At 57.2% G+C, this 21,967-nt stretch carries 14 protein-coding genes, 1 pseudogene and 1 riboswitch; of the genes and pseudogenes, 7 read left to right on the forward strand and 8 right to left on the reverse strand.

Features of this window, described 5'->3' with window-relative positions; all coding sequences use genetic code 11:
• The first annotated feature begins 333 nt into the window (after positions 1–333).
• A riboswitch (cobalamin riboswitch) is annotated at positions 334–542 on the forward strand.
• Positions 543–641: 99 nt separating this feature from the next.
• The 7 genes and pseudogenes from DW082_RS04780 to DW082_RS04810 all read left to right on the forward strand — a co-directional run bounded on the left by DW082_RS04780 (position 642) and on the right by DW082_RS04810 (position 9,179).
• Positions 642–875, forward strand: a complete 234-nt coding sequence (locus DW082_RS04780; protein ID WP_153498267.1) for a cysteine-rich CWC family protein — start codon at positions 642–644, stop codon at positions 873–875.
• The gene (gene accC, locus DW082_RS04785) at positions 872–2,410 is read left to right on the forward strand and encodes an acetyl-CoA carboxylase biotin carboxylase subunit (RefSeq protein ID WP_101572761.1); all 1,539 of its coding nucleotides are present in this window, start codon (positions 872–874) and stop codon (positions 2,408–2,410) included. Before DW082_RS04780 ends, accC begins: the two co-directional genes overlap by 4 nt.
• Positions 2,411–2,420: 10 nt before the next feature.
• Complete coding sequence (locus DW082_RS04790; RefSeq protein ID WP_101572762.1) at positions 2,421–2,948, forward strand: acetyl-CoA carboxylase biotin carboxyl carrier protein subunit; 528 nt, start codon at positions 2,421–2,423, stop codon at positions 2,946–2,948.
• Complete coding sequence (locus DW082_RS04795) at positions 2,941–4,473, forward strand: acyl-CoA carboxylase subunit beta (RefSeq protein WP_118457594.1); 1,533 nt, start codon at positions 2,941–2,943, stop codon at positions 4,471–4,473. Before DW082_RS04790 ends, DW082_RS04795 begins: the two co-directional genes overlap by 8 nt.
• 14 nt (positions 4,474–4,487) lie before the next feature.
• Positions 4,488–5,234, forward strand: a complete 747-nt coding sequence (locus DW082_RS04800) for a carbonic anhydrase family protein (RefSeq protein ID WP_101572766.1) — start codon at positions 4,488–4,490, stop codon at positions 5,232–5,234.
• Positions 5,235–5,346: 112 nt separating this feature from the next.
• Positions 5,347–5,730, forward strand: a pseudogene (locus tag DW082_RS04805) (YncE family protein); the annotation flags it as partial.
• A gap of 179 nt (positions 5,731–5,909) precedes the next feature.
• Positions 5,910–9,179, forward strand: coding sequence for a glycosyl hydrolase (locus DW082_RS04810; RefSeq protein ID WP_118457596.1), 3,270 nt, complete (start codon positions 5,910–5,912; stop codon positions 9,177–9,179).
• Positions 9,180–9,337: 158 nt separating this feature from the next.
• On the opposite strand, the gene DW082_RS04815 is transcribed toward DW082_RS04810, so the two are convergent.
• The 8 genes from DW082_RS04815 to DW082_RS14265 all read right to left on the reverse strand — a co-directional run bounded on the left by DW082_RS04815 (position 9,338) and on the right by DW082_RS14265 (position 21,784).
• Positions 9,338–11,899, reverse strand: coding sequence for a glycoside hydrolase family 3 protein (locus DW082_RS04815; protein ID WP_055205007.1), 2,562 nt, complete (start codon positions 11,897–11,899; stop codon positions 9,338–9,340).
• A 105-nt stretch (positions 11,900–12,004) separates the two neighbouring features.
• On the reverse strand, positions 12,005–13,411 hold the full coding sequence (gene xylE / locus DW082_RS04820; protein ID WP_118457598.1) for a D-xylose transporter XylE: 1,407 nt from the start codon (positions 13,409–13,411) through the stop codon (positions 12,005–12,007).
• 73 nt (positions 13,412–13,484) lie between these two features.
• On the reverse strand, positions 13,485–14,798 hold the full coding sequence (xylA, locus tag DW082_RS04825; protein ID WP_216645973.1) for a xylose isomerase: 1,314 nt from the start codon (positions 14,796–14,798) through the stop codon (positions 13,485–13,487).
• 38 nt (positions 14,799–14,836) lie between these two features.
• On the reverse strand, positions 14,837–16,342 hold the full coding sequence (locus tag DW082_RS04830; RefSeq protein ID WP_101572772.1) for a xylulokinase: 1,506 nt from the start codon (positions 16,340–16,342) through the stop codon (positions 14,837–14,839).
• 13 nt (positions 16,343–16,355) lie between these two features.
• On the reverse strand, positions 16,356–18,827 hold the full coding sequence (locus DW082_RS04835; RefSeq protein ID WP_118457600.1) for a glycosyl hydrolase family 95 catalytic domain-containing protein: 2,472 nt from the start codon (positions 18,825–18,827) through the stop codon (positions 16,356–16,358).
• A gap of 57 nt (positions 18,828–18,884) precedes the next feature.
• Entirely contained in the window at positions 18,885–19,631 is a 747-nt protein-coding gene (locus tag DW082_RS04840) for an NrtR DNA-binding winged helix domain-containing protein (RefSeq protein ID WP_055205003.1), read from the reverse strand.
• A 352-nt stretch (positions 19,632–19,983) separates the two neighbouring features.
• Positions 19,984–21,291 carry an MGH1-like glycoside hydrolase domain-containing protein gene (locus DW082_RS04845; RefSeq protein WP_182424092.1) on the reverse strand — a complete coding sequence of 436 codons (1,308 nt, stop codon included), beginning with the start codon at positions 21,289–21,291 and terminating at the stop codon, positions 19,984–19,986.
• Between the two features lie 109 nt (positions 21,292–21,400).
• Entirely contained in the window at positions 21,401–21,784 is a 384-nt protein-coding gene (locus DW082_RS14265) for a hypothetical protein (protein ID WP_147386965.1), read from the reverse strand.
• Between the last annotated feature and the right edge of the window lie 183 nt (positions 21,785–21,967).

Here is a 21,967-nt window from a genome sequence, read left to right on the forward strand (position 1 = left end):
GTCGACCGGGACGAGAAACAGATCTGGTAGTAATTCCGGAAAACGACCGCCCGGCAAACCGGATACGATCCGCAGGGAAAAAGCATTTTACGTTTCACGCGCGGATTCGTGCCGGCCGGAATCGATGAAAAATGCCGAAAGGCTCTCTCTCAGGAAATGTAAGTTATAATCAGGACGGCTCTCTCGCCCAAACCGGAAAATCGTTCTTTCATCGTCTTTACCCAGCGACATCCGTAGTTGACTGCAACACACAAACAACTAAATACAAAATATTTACAAAATAAAAAGAACGAAATTACAACGAAACAGTTGGAAGTAATGAAATAAATGTTTTAACTTTGACGGCGAATCGGTTCGCCTTTTTGCACTCAGAGAAAGGCGATAAAAGGGAACCGGGTGCGAATCCCGGACAGTCCCGCTGCTGTGAAACTCCGAACAACGTCCTGAAACGATCTGAATGGCCACTGGCGGCAAACGATAACGTCGGGAAGGCATCAGGACGGGAGTCAGTCAGAAGACCTGCCGGTTCAGGTGATGTTTTACCGTCCCGAGGGTTGGATGTTAAAACGTGGAAAGTTTAATCATTTTTTTTAATCCGGATCGTTCTGCTGAATGCAGACCGTTTGCGGTGTGTGATAACGATGGAAAAAGTTTGTCCTCGTTGCGGAACACGTTTTGCATGTTCCCTCGATGCTGTTATGGATTGCCTCTGCGCGGGCGTGGCTCTGGATGACGCCCAGCGTCGGTTCATAGCGGATAATTACGACGATTGCCTATGCAACGACTGCCTTCGCATACTCAGGGAGACCTTCTACTCGACAGGGATCAATCCCCGGTATGCTCCTATTGTAAAACCTAAATCATATAGCGAATGATCGAAAAAATCGTTATAGCCAACCGAGGAGAAATCGCCGTCAGAATCATCCGTTCCTGTCGCGAAATGGGAATCCGTTCGGTAGCTCTTTTCTCCGAAGCCGACCGCATGTCGAAACACGTCATGCTGGCCGACGAAGCGTATCCCATCGGCCCGGCTCCGTCGAAAGAAAGTTACCTCGACGTCGATAAAATCATCGAAACAGCTCTGAAATGCGGTGCGGACGCCGTCCATCCGGGATACGGTTTCCTATCGGAAAACGCCGGATTCGCACGAAAATGCGAAGTGGCGGGAATCACGTTCATCGGCCCGCGTGCGGAGACGATCGAACGGATGGGCGACAAGATCTCGGCCCGCCGGTCGATGACGGAAGCCGGCGTGCCCGTGGTGCCCGGCATCCAGCGCCAACTCGAATCGGCCACTGAAGCGGAACGGATCTGCCGAGAAATCGGCTTGCCGGTCATTCTGAAAGCGGCTTCCGGCGGCGGCGGCAAGGGTATGCGCCTGATCCGGTCGGAAAGCGAAATCGGCGAGGCGTACGCCGCCGCTAAATCGGAAGCTCTGTCGTCGTTCGGGGACGAAACAGTCTACATCGAAAAATACATCGAGGAACCGCACCACATCGAATTCCAGATACTGGGGGACGCGCACGGGAATATCGTCCATCTGTACGACCGGGAGTGTTCGGTACAGCGCCGCCACCAGAAAATCGTGGAAGAGAGTCCGTCGCCGTTCCTGACCGACGAACTGCGACAGGAAATGGGAAAGACCGCGGCGGCGGCGGCCCGGGCAGTCGGTTACGTCGGGGCGGGAACGATCGAATTTCTCGTGGACAAAAACCGCAACTTCTATTTCCTCGAAATGAACACCCGACTCCAGGTCGAACATCCCGTAACTGAAGAAGTGCTGGGCCTCGACCTGGTCAAAGAACAAATCTACATCGCCTCGGGCCGCCCGCTGCACCTGCGACAAACGGACATCGTCCAGCGGGGGCACTCCATCGAGTGCAGGATTTGCGCCGAGGATGCGGACAACGGCTTCATGCCTTCGCCGGGACTCGTCAAACAGGTTACCGAACCCAACGGGCTCGGAATCCGCATCGACAGTTACATTTACGAGGGTTACGAAATTCCTGTCTACTACGATCCGATGATCTCCAAACTGATCGTCCGGGCGACTACGCGCGAATACGCCGTCCAGCGTATGCGCGCGGCACTGGACGAATACAAAGTTACAGGCATCAAAACCAACATCTCTTACCTGAACGCCATCATGCATACGCCCGACTTCGTCCGGGGCGGCTACGACACGGCGTTTCTCGAAAAAAACGAAAAGATCATACACCGCTACTTACGGGAACCTTTCCCGGCCGGAGCGGATGACAGACTGGTCGAAGACCTGGTGCTGATCGCCGCACAGATCGACTATTTGGTCATGCAACAGGAAGGCGGAGGAAGTTCACCCGCGGCGACGGACACCGGCACGCTGAACCGTTGGCGCGAATTCGGCAAACGCAAAGGCGTAATGGGAATTTAAAACGAAACGTATGGAAATACATATCGGAGAACGGGTCGCCGAAGTGCAACTCGTCGAAAAAGAAGGGAATCAGGTACGCATCGCTGTAGACGGGCAGATGTACGACGTCGATATCGTGATTGCCGACAACGGGGTTTGTTCCGTCATCTTCAATGGACAGTCGTACAACATGGAGATCGTCCGTTCCGACAACGGCAAGCGATACAAAGTGAACCGGGGATTCAATTCGTACGATGTCGGGATCGTCGACGCCCAGGAGAAATATCTCCGTTCGCGCCGCAAAGACGACGGGCGCCAGGACGATACGATCACGGCGGCAATGCCAGGCAAGATCGTAAAAATAAACGTCGCCGCGGGCGACCGGGTAACCGACGGAGATACCCTGATCGTATTCGAAGCGATGAAAATGCAAAGCAACCTGAAGGTAGTCGGCGATTGCACCGTCCGCGAAGTGCTGGTCTGCGAAGGTGATCCGGTCGCTACGGGCCAACCGCTGATAAAACTCGATATTTTAACCAACGACCAAAACAATGAATAACGATAAGATCCTAAAAGATTTCCTCGCGAAAGACAAAGCCGCTGAACTCGGCGGCGGAACCCGAAAAATCGAAAAACAACATCAGGCCGGCCGAATGACCGCCCGCGAACGCATTGAGACGCTGCTCGACAAGGGCACCTTCGTGGAATTCGATAAATTCGTCACGCACCGCTGCACGAACTACCACATGCAGCAGGAGAAAATTCCGGGCGACGGGATCGTCTCCGGATACGGCAAGGTCGACGGGCGTCCGGTGTACGTCTACGCCTACGACTTCACGGTCTTCGGTGGATCGCTGAGCCTCACCAACGCCGGCAAGATCGTAAAAGTGCAGACGATGGCCCTCAAGAACGGGGCACCGATCATCGCGCTGAACGATTCCGGGGGCGCGCGCATTCAGGAGGGCGTCGACAGCCTGACCGGTTATGCCAACATTTTTTTCCAGAATACGATTGCATCGGGCGTCATCCCTCAGATCTCAGCAATCCTGGGCCCTTGCGCCGGAGGCGCATGTTACTCGCCGGCGCTGACCGACTTTATTTTCATGGTGAACGAAAAAAGCCACATGTTCGTCACGGGCCCCGACGTAGTGAAAGCCGTCACCCATGAAGAAGTTTCCAAGGAAGAACTCGGGGGCGCTTACACACACAACAGCAAAAGCGGCGTAGCGCACTTCCTGGGTAACTCAGAAGAAGAAGTGCTGATGGGCATCCGCGAGTTACTGAGTTTCCTGCCGTCCAATAACCTCGAAGACGCGCCGGCACGACCAGCCGTGGACGATGTCCGCCGGGAAGACGAACGCCTGACGGATCTGATCCCTTCCGACCCCAACGTACCTTACGACGTGAAAGAACTGATCGAATCGGTGGCCGACGACAACTATTTCTACGAAATCATGCCGCATTTCGCCAAGAACGTGGTGATCGGCTTCGTCCGCATGGGCGGGCGTACGGCGGGAATCGTAGCCAACCAGCCGGCATTTCTGGCCGGGGTGCTCGATATCGACGCATCGGACAAGGCGGCCCGGTTCATCCGTTTTTGCGACTGTTTCAACATCCCGATCATCACGCTGGAAGACGTCCCCGGGTTCCTTCCCGGCTGTACGCAGGAACACAACGGCATCATCCGCCACGGAGCGAAAATCGTTTACGCCTACGTCGAAGCCACCGTGCCGAAAATCACGCTCATTCTTCGCAAAGCTTATGGCGGAGCCTACATCGTCATGTCGAGCAAACAGACCGGTTCGGACGTGAACCTCGCCTACCCGATGGCCGAAATTGCCGTCATGGGTGCGCAGGGAGCGATCAACATTCTCTACCGCAACGCGGACGACGACCGGAAAGCGAAAGAGCTCGAAGAATATGCCGCGAATTTCGCCAATCCGTATCAGGCTGCCGAGAAAGGATATATAGACGAAATCATCCTTCCCCGCCAGACCCGTTTCAAACTGATCCAGGCCCTGGAAATGACCCAGAGCAAACTGAGAACCAATCCGCATAAAAAGCACGGCAACATGCCATTGTAGTTGCCAAAAGCCGAATGAACGGGAAAACAGACCACCCCGACAGAATACTTTCGGAAACACGTAACGGAGACTCCTGTCCGTTCGAAGACCGGAGTGAACCCGCGCACGGACATGTTTCGTCCCCCGCGGACCGCGACAACGAGGCCCTGGCTTCGGAAGAACAGGCGAAGCTGACGCCCGGTACAGTCGTCGAAATTTTAAAGCAGGGCAACAGGGATTTTGCCGGTGGAGCCCTAACGGTACGGAACAATACGAAAAGGATACGGGAAGCCGCCTTGTGGCAATATCCCAAAGCGGTTATCCTTTCCTGTATCGATTCCCGGATTCCGGTGGAAGACGTATTCCATCGCGGTATCGGAGAGCTGTTCGTGGTGCGGATTGCCGGCAATTATGTCAATGCGGATGTGTTGGGCTGCCTCGAATTCGCCTGCAAGGTATCGGGCGCGAAATTGATCGTCGTATTGGGTCACGAACACTGTGGCGCCATAAAATCGGTCATCGACCATGTCCAGCTCGGTCATGTCACCGCCATGTTGTCGAACCTGCAACCCGCCGTAGCCCGCGCCAACGAAACATTCCGGGGAGAAAAAAATGCATCCAATCCGGAGTATGTAAAAGAAGTGTGTATTCGCAATATACAACATGCGGTTCGAGGAATCCGCTCGGGAAGCGATATTCTGAAAAAAATGGAAGACAAAGGAGAAATCGGAATCGTCGGCGCCATCTACCACATGAAAACGGGAGCCGTTACTTTTTTATGAGATGTTGCGCCCGCGTGTTTATCGAACGTTTATCGCAGGAGCCTGTCGTCAACACATGCCGTACAGGCAACCCCGTCCGGGATTATCCGTTCCCTTTCCGTATCCGTAAAAAACGGACCGCGTTACCGACGTCCTCGACCTGCTGCCGAACAGCAACATGACCCTGTGCGGCGATTCGCTCTACGTTTACAGCACCGAATGGAGCTGGATCACCAACAAAAACACGATCACCTACGCCATCGTCGATACGAAAACCAAGCGGGTCGTTTCGCGCAATTTCATCCGGGACGGAACGGACAAAACGATTCAGATCCCTTACGGCGTAGCCGTCAATCTCGACACGCGGGAGATATTCGTAACCGATGCGAAAGATTACGTGACGCCCGGCACGCCGAATTGTTTCGATCCGGACGGAAAAAAGAAATGGTCCGTCACGACCGACGATATCCCCGCGCACATCGCATTCACCTACCAAAAATTACGGCCGCTCGAATAATCGCGCAACGATTGCGACCGGTGAAGCAATCGCGGGCACACCCGCCCGATCGGAAAACCCGCCAGCGATCGAACGGGCGGAACAGGAAAAGATTTTTGCAGACCGAATAGTATTTTTCCTTTTTTTTTAACGATCTTAGTCGTCTGACTTTACAAACCAACCGACTAACCGATCCGAACATGAACAGACTAAGCCCCAAACGGCGGTTGCTGTATGCCGCTTTTTTACTGTTTCCTTTTGCTTCCCTGACAGCGCAAGTACCTATCGTACCTCCGGCGGACGAGCTGAACAAGCCGTTCGGCGAAAGCGACGAAGAGGCTTTCGCGTCCCCCCCGAAAGTTTTTTATCCGGAAACATGGTTCCATTACATCGGGGGCAACGTATCCCCGAAAGGAATTACCGCCGACCTGGAAGCGATCGCGGCGGCCGGCTTTTCTGGAATACAACTGTTCCACGGACAGTTCGGCGGCGTTTGGCCCGGCACGGAATCGCAGATCGCCTGCCTCAGTCCGTTGTGGGACGATGCCGTCCGGCATACCGCAGAGGAGTGCAAGCGGCTGGGACTGCGCTTTACGATGCAAGGATGTCCCGGCTGGGCGATGGCGGGCGGCCCGTGGATCAAACCGGAACAGGCGATGCGCCATCTGGCATGGAGCCGGACGGACGCCACGTCCGGGGCCAGCAACGTAACGCTGCCCGTCCCGCAGCCGAGCGAAGAGGAGTGGCGGGATTACCGCGATGTGGCGGTCATCGCTTTCCCGACCCCGACGGACGACACCGGGAAACCGCTGGAACCGGAGGACGTCCGGAGCAACCGAGCAGGCGACTGGAAAAAATTCATAAAAGGAGAAGCCGACGCTCCGATGCAACTTTCGCCGGCGGGGGAAAACGATCCCAACTGGGTGGAAATCACATTCCCCGAAGAAACGGTCGTTCGGACGGTCGAATTCCCGTCGGTCAACAGCCTGACCCATGCCTGGTGCTACGAACCGGGAGTCGAACTGACCGTACAAGCGATCCTGCCGTCCGGCAGCGCCGAGGATATTCTGCACACTTACCTACCGCAGGGCAGCTGGCAGGACGACCGTCCCGTTTCGCTGGCCTGCACGGAAACGGAAGGAGTCCGGAAATACCGGATCGTTATCAGGAACGAACACGACATGACCCTGCAATCCCTCCGGCTGTTTTCGGCGGCCCGTAAGAACAACTGGGAATCGGAAGCCGGCTGGACGCTCCGCAGCATCGAGCGGAACGGACAATCGGCCGAACAATCTCCCGACACGTACGTGAAAATGTCCCGGATCATCGACCTGTCCGACAAACTGAACGAAGACGGCTCCCTCGATTGGAAAGCGCCCGAAGGAAAATGGACCGTCCTGCGGATCGGTCACGTAAATACCGGCATGAAGAATGGCCCCGCCCCGGCGGAAGGCACCGGATGGGAGTGCGACAAACTATCGACGGCCGGTTCCGACGCGCAGTTCGACGGATATATCGGCCGGCTCGCCAAATCCGGCGGCCCCCTGGCCGGCGGACTGCTCAACGGCGTGCTGTTCGACAGTTGGGAATGCAAAACCCAGACATGGACGCCGGAAATGGAAAAAGAATTCGTCGAACGCACGGGCTACGGCCTGCGAAAATGGATCCCGGCCCTGTTCGGTTACGTGATCGACACCCCGGAAGAGACCGCGCGCTTTCTGAACGACTGGCGGAGGGTCGTCGGCAACCTCTTCGCCGAAAACTTCTTCGGCAACATGGCGCGACGGGCCCGGGAACAAGGCCTGTCGATCTCGTACGAAACCGCCGCCGGCGATATTTTCCCGGCGGACATCCTCGAATATTACAAATATGCGGACGTCCCGATGTGCGAGTTCTGGCAACCGTTTTCCGAAGGGTACGTAGGCTCGCTGAACTTCAAGCCGATCAAACCGACGGCGTCGGCAGCCCGCCTGTACGGCAAACCTCGCGTCGCGGCGGAATCCTTCACCTCGTTCGCCCATACGTGGGACGAGCATTTCCAGATGCTCAAAGAAGTTGCGAACGTCAATACGACGGAAGGGGTCACCCACCTGATTTTCCACACTTACACCCACAATCCGCAGGTCGGCTTCCCGCCTCCCGGCACCTCTTTCTCCGGAGCGGGGATCGGAACGCCTTTCCTACGGGGACAGACCTGGTGGAAATACATGCCCGAATTTACGACTTACCTGGCGCGCTGCGGCTACCTGCTCGAACGGGGAAAACCCGTCTCCGACATCCTGTGGTACCTCGGAGACGAGATCGACCACAAGCCCGACCAGGAGATCCCCTTCCCGGCGGGATTCAAATACGACTACTGCAACACCGACATCCTGCTGAACCGCCTGAAGGTCGATAACGGCCGGATCGTTACGCCCGAGGGAATCGGATACCGCGTCCTGTGGCTGCCCGAAACCACCCGGATGCTGCCCGAGACCGCCGAAAAGCTGTATGCGCTCATAAACGACGGCGCGACCGTCATCGGAAACGCCCCGCAGGGTCCGGCCACGTTGATCGGCGGAAAGAAAGCCCGAAAACGGCTGGATACGGCCGCAGCGAAAATCTGGGGCAACTCCGCTCCCGGCATCCGCAACGTGGGAAAAGGCCGGATCGTCGCCGGCATATCGCTGGACGACGCGCTGAAACGACTGGCGATCGAACCGGACGTAAATGCGCCGGAAGTCCTGTGGCTGCACCGGACGACCGACCGGGCCGACTGGTATTACGTCTGCGCGCCCAAGGGAAAAGGTTTCCGGGGGACGGTGGACTTCCGGTGTAGCGGAAGGGTACAACTGTGGGATCCGGTAAGCGGAACCGTCCGCGACGTACCCGCCGAGCCGAAAGACGACCGGACGCGCGTCGGCATCGACCTGCCCGCGGCGGGTTCCTGCTTCGTCGTCTTCCGAAAGGACGGTTCGAAGACTCCCCGGATCGAAGCGCCAGAAGTCGTATCGACCCAAACCCTGACCGCCCCGTGGGAACTCAAATTCCCGGAAGGCTGGGGAGCGCCGGCTTCGGTCGAACTGGTCGATCTGAAACCGTGGAAAGACCTGGATATTTCCCCCGAGGGCAAAGCCTTCTCCGGAACGGCCGAATACAACTCCGCGTTCGAAATCGGGCCGGTAAAAAAAGACCGGCATTACATCCTCGACCTGGGAGACGTGGAGCGCATCGCCGAAGTCTATGTCAACGGAGAGTTCGTCCGCACGCTCTGGACGCCGCCTTACAGCCTGGATATAACGGACCGCGTCCGGGATGGTAAAAATTCGATCACGGTAAAGGTGACCAACACCTGGTTCAACCGGCTGGTATACGACGCCGCCCGGCCGGAGAGCGACCGCAAAACCTGGGTGCTGAAATGGCCGGATCAAAACGCCCCGTTGAAAGAGAGCGGATTGCTGGGCCCTGTGTCGATCCGTACCGTGCAATAAATCCGGGACGATAAAAGTAAAAAGCCATCGGGGTTTACCGATGGCTTTTTACTTTCAGGAAACTTTTCAGGTCGCGTGCGATCCGGACGAACAAAACCAGATACAGGAAAGCCGGCGGTACGAGGACTGCCGGCTTTTCCTATACTCAGCCAGGAAGGTCAGAAGCGGACTTTCGCACTCCGGCGGATATCCCGCGAGGAGTGACCGGCTTCGATCGTAAACTCGTCCGAATCGCGCACCCAGGCGCGGCGATCGGGATTCCAGTACGAGAAAGCGTCCTTATCGAGCGTAAAAGTCACTTCGCGGCTTTCGCCGGGCTTGAGGAAGACCTTGTCGAAGGCTTTCAGTTCGTGAACAGGACGCGTATAGCGGCAGTTTTTCTGTCCCACATAAATCTGAACCACTTCGGCCCCGTCGCGCGAACCGGTATTTTTCACATGCAACGTCACGACGCAGTTATCCCCGTCTTTTTTCACTTTCATCTTCGAATAATCGAAAGTCGTATAACTCAATCCGTAACCGAATTCGTACCGGGGCGTCACCCGTTTCGTATCGAAGTAACGGTAGCCGACCATCAGGCTGTCTTCGTAATTGACGTTGTCCACGTCCTGCGTCGCCAGTTCGTAAACCGGGGAATCCTCCAGCCGCTCCGGCCAACTGAACGTAAGCCGACCAGAAGGATCGGCGTCGCCGAAAAGGATATCGGCCATCGCGGTTCCCCCTTCCATACCGGGGAAAAACATATCCAGCACCGCCGGCACGCGGTCGATCCACGGCAGGTCGATCGGAGCCCCGTGCATCAGCACGACGATCGTCTTGCCGTTGATCGCCGAAACCTGACGGATCAGTTCGGTCTGCCCCTGCGGGAACTGCATCGACGTCCGGTCGCGCCCTTCGCAATCGAGGTTGTGGTCGGTGCCCCCTACGAAAACGATCGCATCGGCATCGGCCAACTGCTCTCTATACGGGGCGATCTGCCCGGCAATGATATCGGCATCGCTCGGCATGGCCCATTCCAAGCGCAGCGAAGGATTGTCTTTGGCCCAATAATTCATCTCCGTAGCGTTTTTTCGACCGTCGGGCGACTGCGAATAGTCGATCCGGACGTCGTAGGTCTTGCCCGCCTCGAAAAAGAACATCGCCGTATTGCGCTGCGGGACGCCCGCTTCTGCGTTGCGTACCGCCTGGGCCCCCATATCGCTGACCCACAGTTCGGCATGGTCGTCGGTAATCAAGCGCAGGGTATAGTTTCCGGTAACGGGAGCTTTGAGCTTACCTTCGACGGTAGCATGCACGTATCCGGGCTCGATTTTTCCCGGGACGGGCGATGCGTTGAACCAGGTGAAATCGACGACCGGCTCGATACGTTCCTGCTGCACGTCGCCGCTGCCCTGTTTGCGGTAAACGGCCGTAACGCCGTTGCGTCCGTCCTTGCCGACCCAGCACTCGTTCGGGATCGGCTGGAATTCCGAATCCCCGGTCAGCGGCAGGTAGGCCAAGTCGGCCTTGCCGGCCAGTTTGGCTTCCAGACCCTTGAGCGGCGTAGTCTCGTACACGGCCTGAGCGCCCGAACTTCCGCCGAGTCCCAGCACGCAGAAACGCTGGGCGCAATTGGGACCGATCAGCACGACCTTCTTCGTCTTGTCGATATCGAGCGGCAGCAAACCGCCGTCGTTTTTCAGCAGCACCATACTCTCTGCGGCAGCCCGGCGGGCCACCTGCTGATTCTCCGGCGTATTGAGCGCAGCGCCCGCCTTCATATCCTTGTGATCGAGCATACCAGTTTTCCACTTCACCCAAAGGATGCGGCGCACCATCTCGTCGAGCACCGACTGCGGCACATCGCCGCGGGCTACGGCGTCCATCAACGGTTTTCCGAATTTGATCGTCTCGAAATCGCCCCACGGCATATCGATATCCAGTCCGGCCAGAGCCGCTTTCTCGGTAGAACGGGAGTGGCAGAAATCGGTAAGCACCAGTCCCTTGAAACCCCATTCGCCCTTCAGCACATCGTTGAGCAGCCACCTGCTGTCGCTGCACAGGTCGCCGTTCAGTCCGTTGGCCGCCGTCATGCACCCCCACGGGTCGCCCTCTTCGACCGCTATTTCGAAACCGCGCAGGTAAATTTCGCGCAGCGTCCGCTCGTCTACGTTGCTCATGTACCAATTGCGATTCAGGTCGCGGCCGTTCGCCGCGAAGTGCTTGATGCAGGCCGAAACGCCTTCGCTCTGTATCCCGCGCACCTGTGCGGCGGCGAGCTTCCCGCTGAGGAAAGGATCTTCGGTCAGGTATTCGAAAAAGCGCCCGCCCAGCGGATCGCGGTTGATGTTGAACGCAGGGCCGAATACCATGGATATGCCGTTGGCCCGGCTCTCGCTGCCGATCACGCGTCCGGTCTCTTCGACCAGCGCGGGATTCCACGTAGCGGCCAACCCCAACCCGGACGGAAATACCGTCACCGCACCGGCGCGTATGCCCCGGGGACCGTCGGCCGCGTACATGGGCAGAATCCCCAGCCGCGGAACGCCCGGCAGCACCACCTCGCCGAACTTGTCTCCGCCGAAACACAACCGCACCTTCTCTTCGGGCGTCATCCGCTCGATCGCATTCTGAATCCGCTCCTCGATCGGAATGTTCGGATCGGCGATCACTTCCGGCTGGGCGGACAACGTCCCCCCGCAGCACAGCAGCAAGCCGATCCCGCATAACAATTTCTTCATTTTCCGTATTTTATTTTAAACGACTTAATCTCCGTTTCGCCGGCTGTTCCCTCCGCCGCGATGAAACGGCATTGCTGCGGACAAGACGTTCCGCCGGCAGAACGACTATTTTTTAAACAACTTCTCCATCTCCTCCAGCGACTTTCCTTTCGTTTCGGGGACAAATTTAACCATAAAAAACGCAGAGGCCAACCCCATCAGCGCATAAATCCAGTAAGCGAACCCGTGGTGGAAATGCTCGATCAGGTAGCTCGATTTGTCCATCATCGGGAAAGTCCAGGACACCACGTAATTGGCGACCCACTGCGCGGCAACGGCCAACGCCATGGCCTGACCACGGATCCGGTTGGGAAAAATCTCGGACAGCAGCACCCAGCAGACCGGCCCCCACGACATGGCGAACGAAGCCGTATAACACAGCATGGCGGCCAGCGAAAGCCATCCCATATGCTGCGTATAGAAGGTGAGTCCGAGCGTGACCATACTGACGGCCATACCCAGACTGCCGATAATCATCAACGGTTTGCGACCGAAACGATCGACCGTAAATATGGCCAACACCGTAAAAGACAGGTTAATCACGCCTACGATAATCGTCTGGGCCAGGGCCGCGTTGGTACCCATGCCCATATTCCGGAAAATCTCCGGAGCGTAGTACAGCACCACGTTGATCCCCACGAACTGCTGGAATACGGAGAGCAGGACGCCGATCACGATCACGGCGGCGCCGTAACTGAACAGCTTCGAGCGGACGGAACCCGCGAGCGACCTGCGAATGTCCCGCACCTCGGCATCCGTATCCGTCGCGGGATCCACGCGGCGCAGGATCGCCGCGGCTCTTCGATCCTGTCCTTTCATCACCAACCACCGCGGACTCTCGGGAACGCAGAAAATCAGCAGCAGCAGGCAGGAAGCCGGAATCACCTCGGACAGGAACATCAACCGCCAACCGGTCGTCGTAAGCCACTGCTCGTTCCCGCTCAGTGCAATGCCGTAATTGACGAAGTAGACTACCAGCATTCCGAAAATAATGGCGAACTGGTTCCACGAAACCAGGCTGCCCCGCCGGCCGGCCGGCGCCATTTCGGCAATGTACATCGGCGACAGCATCGAAGCCAGCCCCACCCCGATACCGCCGATGATCCGGTAGACGATGAAATGGGGCAGGAACTCGTGCGGATCGCCGTCGCCGAATCCCATTTCGGGATAGGCCGACCCGACGGCTGAAACGATAAAAAGGACGGCGGCCGCCATCAGGCTCCGCTTACGCCCCAGCCGGGTAGCCATCACTCCGCCGATCAATCCGCCGATCACACAGCCGATCAGGGCGCTCGACACGGCGAAACCGAGCAGAGAACTGGCCGCCGTTTCGTCCAAGCCGAGCGGTACGACGAAATTGAGATCGAGGTATTTCACCGTCCCCGAAATCACCGCCGTATCGTACCCGAACAACAATCCGCCCAAGGTAGCCACCAGCGTCAGAAATATCAGATAACCGTTGCTTTTATTCATTTTCTTTTCAGGTTCATTTTGGACGAAAGGCGGGAGTGCAACGGAAAATTCGCTGCGCTCCCGCCTCACGGCATTAGATATACATCGAAAGCAGTTGCTCGTATTTTTCCTGTTTCCCGCTGACGGTCGCGGGTTCTCCGGCCGCAGCGGCCAGATCGCGCAACGCCTCAAGGGTCAGCTTTCCCTGTTCGAATTCGGCGCCTTTGCCGCTGTCGAACGAAGCGTAGCGCTGCTTGCGCCACTGTTCGAGCGGCGAATCGCGCAGGATCGTATCGGCGATCAACAAAGCCCGGGCGAAGGTGTCCATCCCGGCGATGTGGGCGATGAAAAGGTCTTCCGCGTCGGTCGAATTGCGGCGGGTCTTGGCGTCGAAATTCACGCCTCCCGAACCGAATCCGCCGTTGCGTAGGATCACGAGCATCGCCTCGACGGTCTCCTGCAGGTTGATCGGAAACTGGTCGGTGTCCCAACCGTTCTGCGCGTCGCCCCGGTTGGCGTCGATACTGCCCAACATCCCCGCATCGGCCGCACACTGCAGTTCGTGCTCGAAGGTGTGACCGGCCAGCGTGGCGTGGTTGACTTCGATATTCACCTTGAAGTCCTTGTCCAGGCCGTAGTGACGCAGGAAGCCGATCACGGTTTCGGTATCGTAATCGTACTGGTGTTTGGTCGGTTCCATCGGCTTGGGCTCGACGAGGAACGTCCCCTGAAACCCGTTTTTACGAGCGTAGTCGCGGGCCAGGGTCAGCATCGTCGCCAGGTGCTCCTTCTCCCGTTTCATATCCGTATTGAGCAGAGACATATACCCTTCGCGACCTCCCCAGAACACGTAATTTTCGCCTCCGAGGGCGATGGTCGCGTCGATCGCGTTTTTGATCTGCACGGCCGCGCGCGAAACCGCCGCGAAGTCGGGATTGGTCGCCGCGCCGTTCATGTACCGACCGTTACCGAACACATTGGCCGTCCCCCACAGCAACTTTACGCCGGTCTCCCGCTGCTTCTGCCCGGCATACTCCACGACAGCCTGCAAATTCTTCTCGTATTCGGCTACGGAGCCGCCTTCGCGGACGAGATCGACATCGTGAAAGCAATAGTACGGAGCGCCGATTTTCACGAAGAAATCGAAAGCCGAATCCATCTTGACCTTCGCCTGCTCCACCGGATCGGCGATACCGTCCCACGGGAAACGATGGGTGCCGCCTCCGAACTGATCGCTGCCGTCGGCGCAGAACGAATGCCAGTAAGCGATCGCGAAACGAAGGTATTCTTTCATGGTCTTGCCCGCCACGACCCGGTTCTCGTCGTACCAGCGAAACGCCAGCGGATTTTTCGAATCGGGCCCTTCGTACCCGATCTTGCCGAATTTTGAAAACATGGATTCCATCATCGTTTGATTCGATTTAGTATTGTTTTTAAAGATAAATTTCAAACTGAAGTTCCGTGCGACGCGCGGCCGAGCCGGTTTTCCAGTTCGGCTTTCCAGCGCGCGTATCCCCGTTCCAACACATCCCTGTCCGCAGGATCGGGACGCACTTCGTCGATCTTGCGGAGCGACGCGAACGTCTCTTCCCGGGAAGCGTACAGTCCGGCGCCGAGAGCCGCGCCCCGGGCGGCGCCCAAAGCCCCGTCGGTATTGTACAATTCGATGTCGGCGCCGCACAGGGTAGCCAACGTCTGCCGGAACACGGGACTGAGGAACAGATTCGCATACCCGGCCCGGATCACCCGGAGCCGCAACCCGGTCTCCCGCATGACGTCCATCCCGTAGCGGAACGCAAAAGCTATCCCCTCCTGCGCGGCGCGGAGCAGGTGGAAACGATCGTGCCGGTTGAGATCCAGCCCGATCGCTTCGGCCCCCGTATAACGGTTTCCGAGCATACGCTCCGCCCCGTTGCCGAAAGGCAGCATCAACACGCCTTCGCTACCGACCGGAATCTCCGCGCACCGCCGGTTCACTTCCGGATAACTCATATCCGGGACCGTCGTTTTCTTGACCCAGGCGTTCAGGATACCCGTACCGTTGATACAAAGCAGAACGCCGTAGCGCGGCCGCCGCGGCTCGTGATTCACATGCAGAAACGTATTGACCCGCGAAAACCGGTCCGGCCGGGGAACGTCGGTCACACCGTAAACCACGCCGGAAGTGCCTCCCGTAGCTGCCACCTCCCCCGGATCGAGCACGTTCAGCGAAAAAGCGTTGTTCGGTTGATCGCCCGCACGGTAAGAGACCGGCGTACCCGCTTCCAGGCCGAGATCGGCCGCGGCGGCCGCGTCCACCCGAGCCTGTATGCCGATGGACGGATGCGCCTGAGGAATCGTCCTCGGGTCGATCCCGTAATAACCGGCGACGAAACCGGCCGGCTTATTCTCAGTGAAGTCCCACAAAATCTGCTCGGACAGTCCGCTGCGGGTCGTAGACATTTCTCCCGTCAACCGGTACAGCACGTAATCGCCGGGCAGCATGAAACGATGCACTCCGGCAAAAACTTCCGGCTCGTTCTCCCGCACCCAGGCCAGTTTGGAGGCCGTAAAATTTCCGGGCGAATTCAACAGGCGTTCCAGACAGCGATCGTGTCCGAGCGCGTCGAACGCTCGATCCCCGATCTCCACAGCCCGGCTGTCGCACCAAATAATGGATTTTCGCAACGGCTCGCCCGCCTCGTCGAGGCACACGAGTCCGTGCATCTGGTACGTGATTCCGATCGCTTTCACGGTGCCGGCCCCTCCGGCCCGCGCGACGAGCGTCCGCACCCCTTCCCGCACGTAATTCCACCACATCCGGGGATCCTGCTCGGCCCATCCCGGCTGCGGCGCGTCGATCGGCATTTCAGCCGAAGGCAGCGTCACGGCCCCGGCACACTCGCCGGTCGCCACGTCGAGCAGCGAAACCTTGACCGAAGAGCTGCCGACGTCAATACCTAATGTTTTCATCCCGTTCGTACTATTATTCCGCAAACGACAGGGTGTAGACACGCCCCGTCTCGGTTTCTATATCGTATGTATATTTCGTCGGCAACGCCACCGGATGCAACGGCGCGCCGGGAGCGATCACCGGCGGATTGATCCGCTGAAGGGCGAACAGCGGATTCGGATTTTCGCCTTCGGCAGCGCGGAAACCGCCCCCTTTGCAAGAGCGCAGCGCCGAAGACGAGCGCACGCGGCAGTTCCCCCCGATCGTGGAGCGGATCACGGCCCGCGTCAGCCGGCCGCCGTCCCACTCCATCCGCACGATCTCGAAACCGCCCCGGGCCCGCAGGCCGCACACCCGTCCGCTCCGCCATACGTCGGGAAGCGCCGGCAACAGGTCGATCACCCCGTCGTGGCTTTGCAGCAGCATCTCGGCGATGCCGGCCGTACAGCCGAAATTTCCGTCGATCTGGAACGGGGGATGCGCATCGAACAGATTGGGATAGGTTCCGCCCGATTCGAAAGATTCGCCCTCCGGCGAGATCTGGTCGGTAATCAGCTTGTAGGCATGATTTCCGTCCAGAAAACGGGCCCACAGGCAAACCTTCCAGCCCATCGACCATCCGGTCGAAGCGTCGCCCCGGTGAATCAACGAAGTGCGGGCCGCATCGAAAAGATCGGGAGTCGTATAGGCCGAGATCTGGCGTCCGGGATAGAGCCCCCACAGGTGGGAAACATGCCGGTGACGATCTTCGGGATTGTCCCAGTCCTGCTGCCACTCCTGCAACTGTCCCCAACTACCCACCTGCATGGGAGCGAGCCGGGAACGCTTTTCCCGAAGCTCGCCGGCAAGATCCGCATCGCAGCCGAGGGTTTCCGCCGCTGCGATCGTATTGGAGAACAGGTCGAAGACCATCTGGTTGTCCATCGTCGCGCCGCTGACGACGGCATGGTGGATTCCCGCCTTCGCCGGAGTGTTCTCGGGAGAAATCGACGGCACGCAGACCAGCCAGCCGTGCTCGGGCTCCTCGGTCAGAAAATCGAGGAAAAACTCGCAGGCCCCTTTCATAACGGGATATACCTCCGCCAGGTAGACCGTATCGCCGCTGAACAGGTAACGATCCCACAAATGCTGGCAGAACCAGGCGTTCGACGTAGGCCACATCCCGCTGAGCGGGGTATCGACCATTCCGCTGATGCGCCAGATATCCGTATTGTGATGGGCCGTCCAACCCCGGGCGCCGTACATTCCGGAAGCCGCCTGACGCCCCGTAACGCTCAGGTCGCGGATCAGGTCGATCAGCGGGCCGTGCAGCTCGGACAGGTTGGTCGCTTCGGCGGGCCAGTAATTCATTTCGGTATTGATGTTGATCGTGTATTTGCTGTCCCAGGCAGGAAACGTCTGGTGGTTCCAAATGCCCTGCAACGTGGCCGCCTGTCCTCCGGGCTGCGACGAACAGATCAACAGGTAGCGGCCGAACTGGAAGTACAGCGACACCAATTGGGGATCGAAATGCGTGGCAAACTCGCGAACCCGCGCGTCGGTCGTCTTGGCGGCCTGGGCATTGGCGCCCAAATCGAGCGAAACCCGTTCGATCCACGGACGGTAAGCGGCGATGTGATCCGCCCGCAACCGCTTGTAAGACTTCTTTTTGGCCTGAGTCAAATAAGCCTCGGCCCGGGAGACCGGATCGCCGGAAATATCTTTGTAATCGTTGAAATTGGTTGCGATCGAAACCAGGATCGTAACCGCATCGGCTCCGGTCACCGTAATTCCGGCGCTGTCGGCGACCGTCGTTCCACCCTCCGGAGAAATCTCCGCGACCGTACGGTACTCCACCTGGCCGGGGATCGTTTCATGGCCGTCGGTTCTGCCGTCGATCAGCAGCCGGTCGTTCCCCTGCGTGGTTACCCGGTAGTTCTGCATCGGGGTAGCGAACGAAATCCGGAACGAAATCCGGCGCCGTTCGGAAGCCGTCAGCCGCACGACCGCCACCTGATCGGAAAAGGAAGTAAACATCTCCCGCTTATAACGTATCCCATCGACGGCGTAGCCGACCGTAGCCGTGGCCGTAGCCAGATCCAGATCCCGGTAAAAATCCGAAACGTTCCGATGCCCCGGAAAGTCCAGCAACAGCGAACCGGCCGTCTGATACGGCATACCGTGCGAGGCGTGCAAAGAGAAATTCTCGTCGCACAGGTCGAAAGCCTCTTTGTAGCGTCCTTCGAAAATCAGCCGTCGCACTTCGGGCAACGCTTCCCGGGCGGCCGGATTGACGTTGTTGTGCGGACCTCCGGCCCAGATCGTCTCTTCGTTGAGCTGCAGCTCCTCGCGTCCGCAGCCCCCGTATACCATAACGCCCAGACGGCCGTTGCCCAGCGGAAGCGCCTCTTCCCAGCGGGCAGCGGGCCGGTCGTACCAAAGGGACAGCGTCCCGGGATTCGGGCCGGCCGCCAGCTTTCCGCAGAAGCAGGTCGCACCCAATAAAAACAAACAAACGTATTTCATCGCAGTCGACATTTATTTAAGTATCAAAACAGGTTATGCAAAACGTCGTTCCGGGAGCTAAAGCTGCCAGTTGATAAAGTTGAGCCGGAATTTCTGCCGGACGTCTTTCCGGTACTTCTGCTTATCGAACGTGTAATACGCAGCCGGCTTGTGAGATACGTTTTTCTCTTTCTCGCCGGTTTCGCGGATGTAGCCGGACGACAACACTTTCTTACGAAAATTCCGGTTGTCGATCTCGATCCCCAAGATAGCCTCGTACAGCATCTGCAACTGACGCAGCGTAAACCGGCTCGACAGCAGTTCGAACGCGATCGGCTCGGTCAACAACTGTCGGTTGAGCATCTCCAAGGCCTGCGCGAGGATCGTCTTATGATCCATAGCCAGCCGGTTGACCGATTCGACGTCGAACCACCGCGCGCCTTTGTCCGCCGCGCAGGCGATCAGCCGGCCGTCCAGCTTGACCAGCGAATAGTAGGCCACCGTGACCACGCGGGTCGTATTCACGCGATAGTATTCGTTCAACCAACGCAGTTCGTCTCCCGAAACCCGATCCGGCCGGGAAAACACATGAAGCTGGCGCAGGTAGATATCGCGCGTGGACGTGTATTCGGCCAGCGTACGGTAAGCCGAAGTACGCAGATCTTCGTTCTCGAAGATCAGGTTGCCCGGCAACTTGTAATCGACGATCTTTTCGCCTCGGCCATCGACGAACTCTCGTTCGACGAGCAGCACTTTGAGCGAATGACCGTCGAAACCGAAAATAACGCAATCCACCGACAGGGAATGATTCGTTTGCGGAGACATGGCTTCGTTTTTAATGACCGGCGAGGAGGTCAAAGTGTAATCTATACGCTATCTATACAAAAATAGCAACCCGCAATCACAAATCCAAACTTATCGTACACAATACGGTAACAGAACCGTTCACACACAACAAGAATCTAATTATCAACAAATAATAGCGAAGGCGTCTGCACATTGCAATACGTTTAGGGGATGCCGACTCCGTTATTTATCCCGCCGGATACGCCGAAAAACGCAGCGACCGAACCGCGATTGCGGTTCGGTCGCTGCGCCGGCTCCACGTCAGAATCCCGGCAAACCTCCGGAACGCGGCTTTGGCAACCCGGCGCTTCCGGCATCGAAACGATTTCCGTTAATAGCCGCCCGGCGACAGTTGCGTACTGATCGGGCGCGGATTGTCCGAAGCCGGGAATTCCAGACCGAAAAGCTCTTTTCCCAACGGCCGGAGCGAAGAGCCGTCCAACTTGCTCGGATCGTACCCCGTTTCACACTCGAAAGGCATCAGGTAAGCCAGCGCCGACCACCCCCAGAAACGTTTCAGGCCGAGTCCTTCGCCGCTCTCGCCGTTGTAGAATTCCCGCGTCACCTCGTTGCGCCGATAGACCAGCTCGACGGTCTTGCGAGCCAGTTCGCGGGCGATGTCCGCGTACCCGTAGTCGATCAGTCCGTGCATAATCATATAGTTGGTCGGAATCCACGTCGAACCCCGCCAATTGCAGCCCCAATCGCGGATATCCCCCTGCACGTAGTCGGGTTCGGTCTTGGCGTAACAGGCTATCGGAAACTCGATCCAGAACTCTTCGGGATTGGTCAGGTGCTCCTTGACCAGCCGTTCGGCGCGGCGCGGGGAGACGATGCCCGCCCACAACGGCAGGAATCCGGCCGCGGATTTCACCTTCACCAGTTCCCCCGTATGTTCGTCGCGGTCGTAATAAAATCCGTCCCGCTCGTCCCAAAAAACCGTATTGATCTTATCGGCCAGCAAAGCGGCGCGCACGCCGAGTTCCCCGGCCTTCTCCGTCTTACCCAGCCGTTCGGCGATCAGTTGCATCGCCTTCAGTTCGCGGTAAACATAACAGGCAAGATCGACTCCCTCGTAACGGAAATCGTCCAACTTGCCCGCCCGACTGATCTGGTTGTCCATGCCGCTGTGATCGGAACTGTTCCAGACCGGCAGTCCGTTCCGGTCGAAATCGCAGTACCGCGTCCAGTAGTCGATGCTCAGCATCAACTGATCGAAATACGAAATCCCTTTGAATGCGGGTCCGATCTGCACCCTCCCCCGGTCGCCTTTCTCTTCGAGCCACGTATAATCTCCGGTCTGCCGCGAACCCAGTTCGGCGATCTGCGCCAGAAACGGTTTGAAATGCTGACGTTCGCGCTTCTCGATCAGCGTGCGGGCGATGAACCCGTTGACGCACTGTTGGTTCAGAAAACTTTTCAGGTTCGTAAAACAGTAATCCGAAATTCCGAAATAGCTCATATAGAGATTCTCGAAATAGAGATCCCAATCGTACATCTCGTGGTACGCATATCCGGTCAGCAACTTCCGGTTGTCGGGTTCGTACAGCACGATGCCTTTGTCGGCTATGTCGCGGTTCACCTCGTCGATCCGCGCCGCAAATTTCCGCGCGTCGTCGATCTTATACTCCCGAACCACCTTTTTTACCAGTTCTTGACCGGACTGACTCCGTCCCCGTAAAGATACGGTACAGCAAACGAATAACAAACAAACGAATCGGAACGTTCTCATTTCTTCTGAAATTTTATTATAACAAGACGGCAAAACGGTTTCGCCGGAAAAAACGAATCATTCCGGAAACCTCGCAATCGTTGCAATTTCCGGAAAACACCGGCCGGATCATCCGTTTGGGAAACAAAAATCGAATCGTCCGTCCGATAAATCGCAACAATTTTACAAAAATTATTTTATTAATTTCGTCTTTGAAAATATTTAACGTTTGTTGAAAATCCGCTCCGGCAATGATGTACTCTTCCAATTCTGGTGAGTTCAATAAGGCGGGATCCAAATCGTCTTTTTCAGAATAATCGTAATCTTGTTTTTGACACCCTGGAAATGAAACGATACCGACAGTGCAAAGAGTAGCGAACAAACCGGACAATGCCGTCTTTACGAGTAAATGTTTTTTCATAACGATAAGTTTAGGAAATAGTTAATGAAATACGAAATCGCAATCGTTATGATCGAATAATTTCAAATATAAAAAAACTTTAACGTAAAACAATGCCGTCTTGTTTTTTATGGCTTGAAATTGAAATCTTAGCTATTTCATTAAATGAAAAAACGGGGGCTCCGTCTTTTGCAATATGCCTGC

Origin of the sequence: Alistipes sp. AF48-12, assembly GCF_003477565.1 — a bacterium.
Taxonomy (GTDB): Bacteria; Bacteroidota; Bacteroidia; order Bacteroidales; family Rikenellaceae; genus Alistipes_A; species Alistipes_A hominis.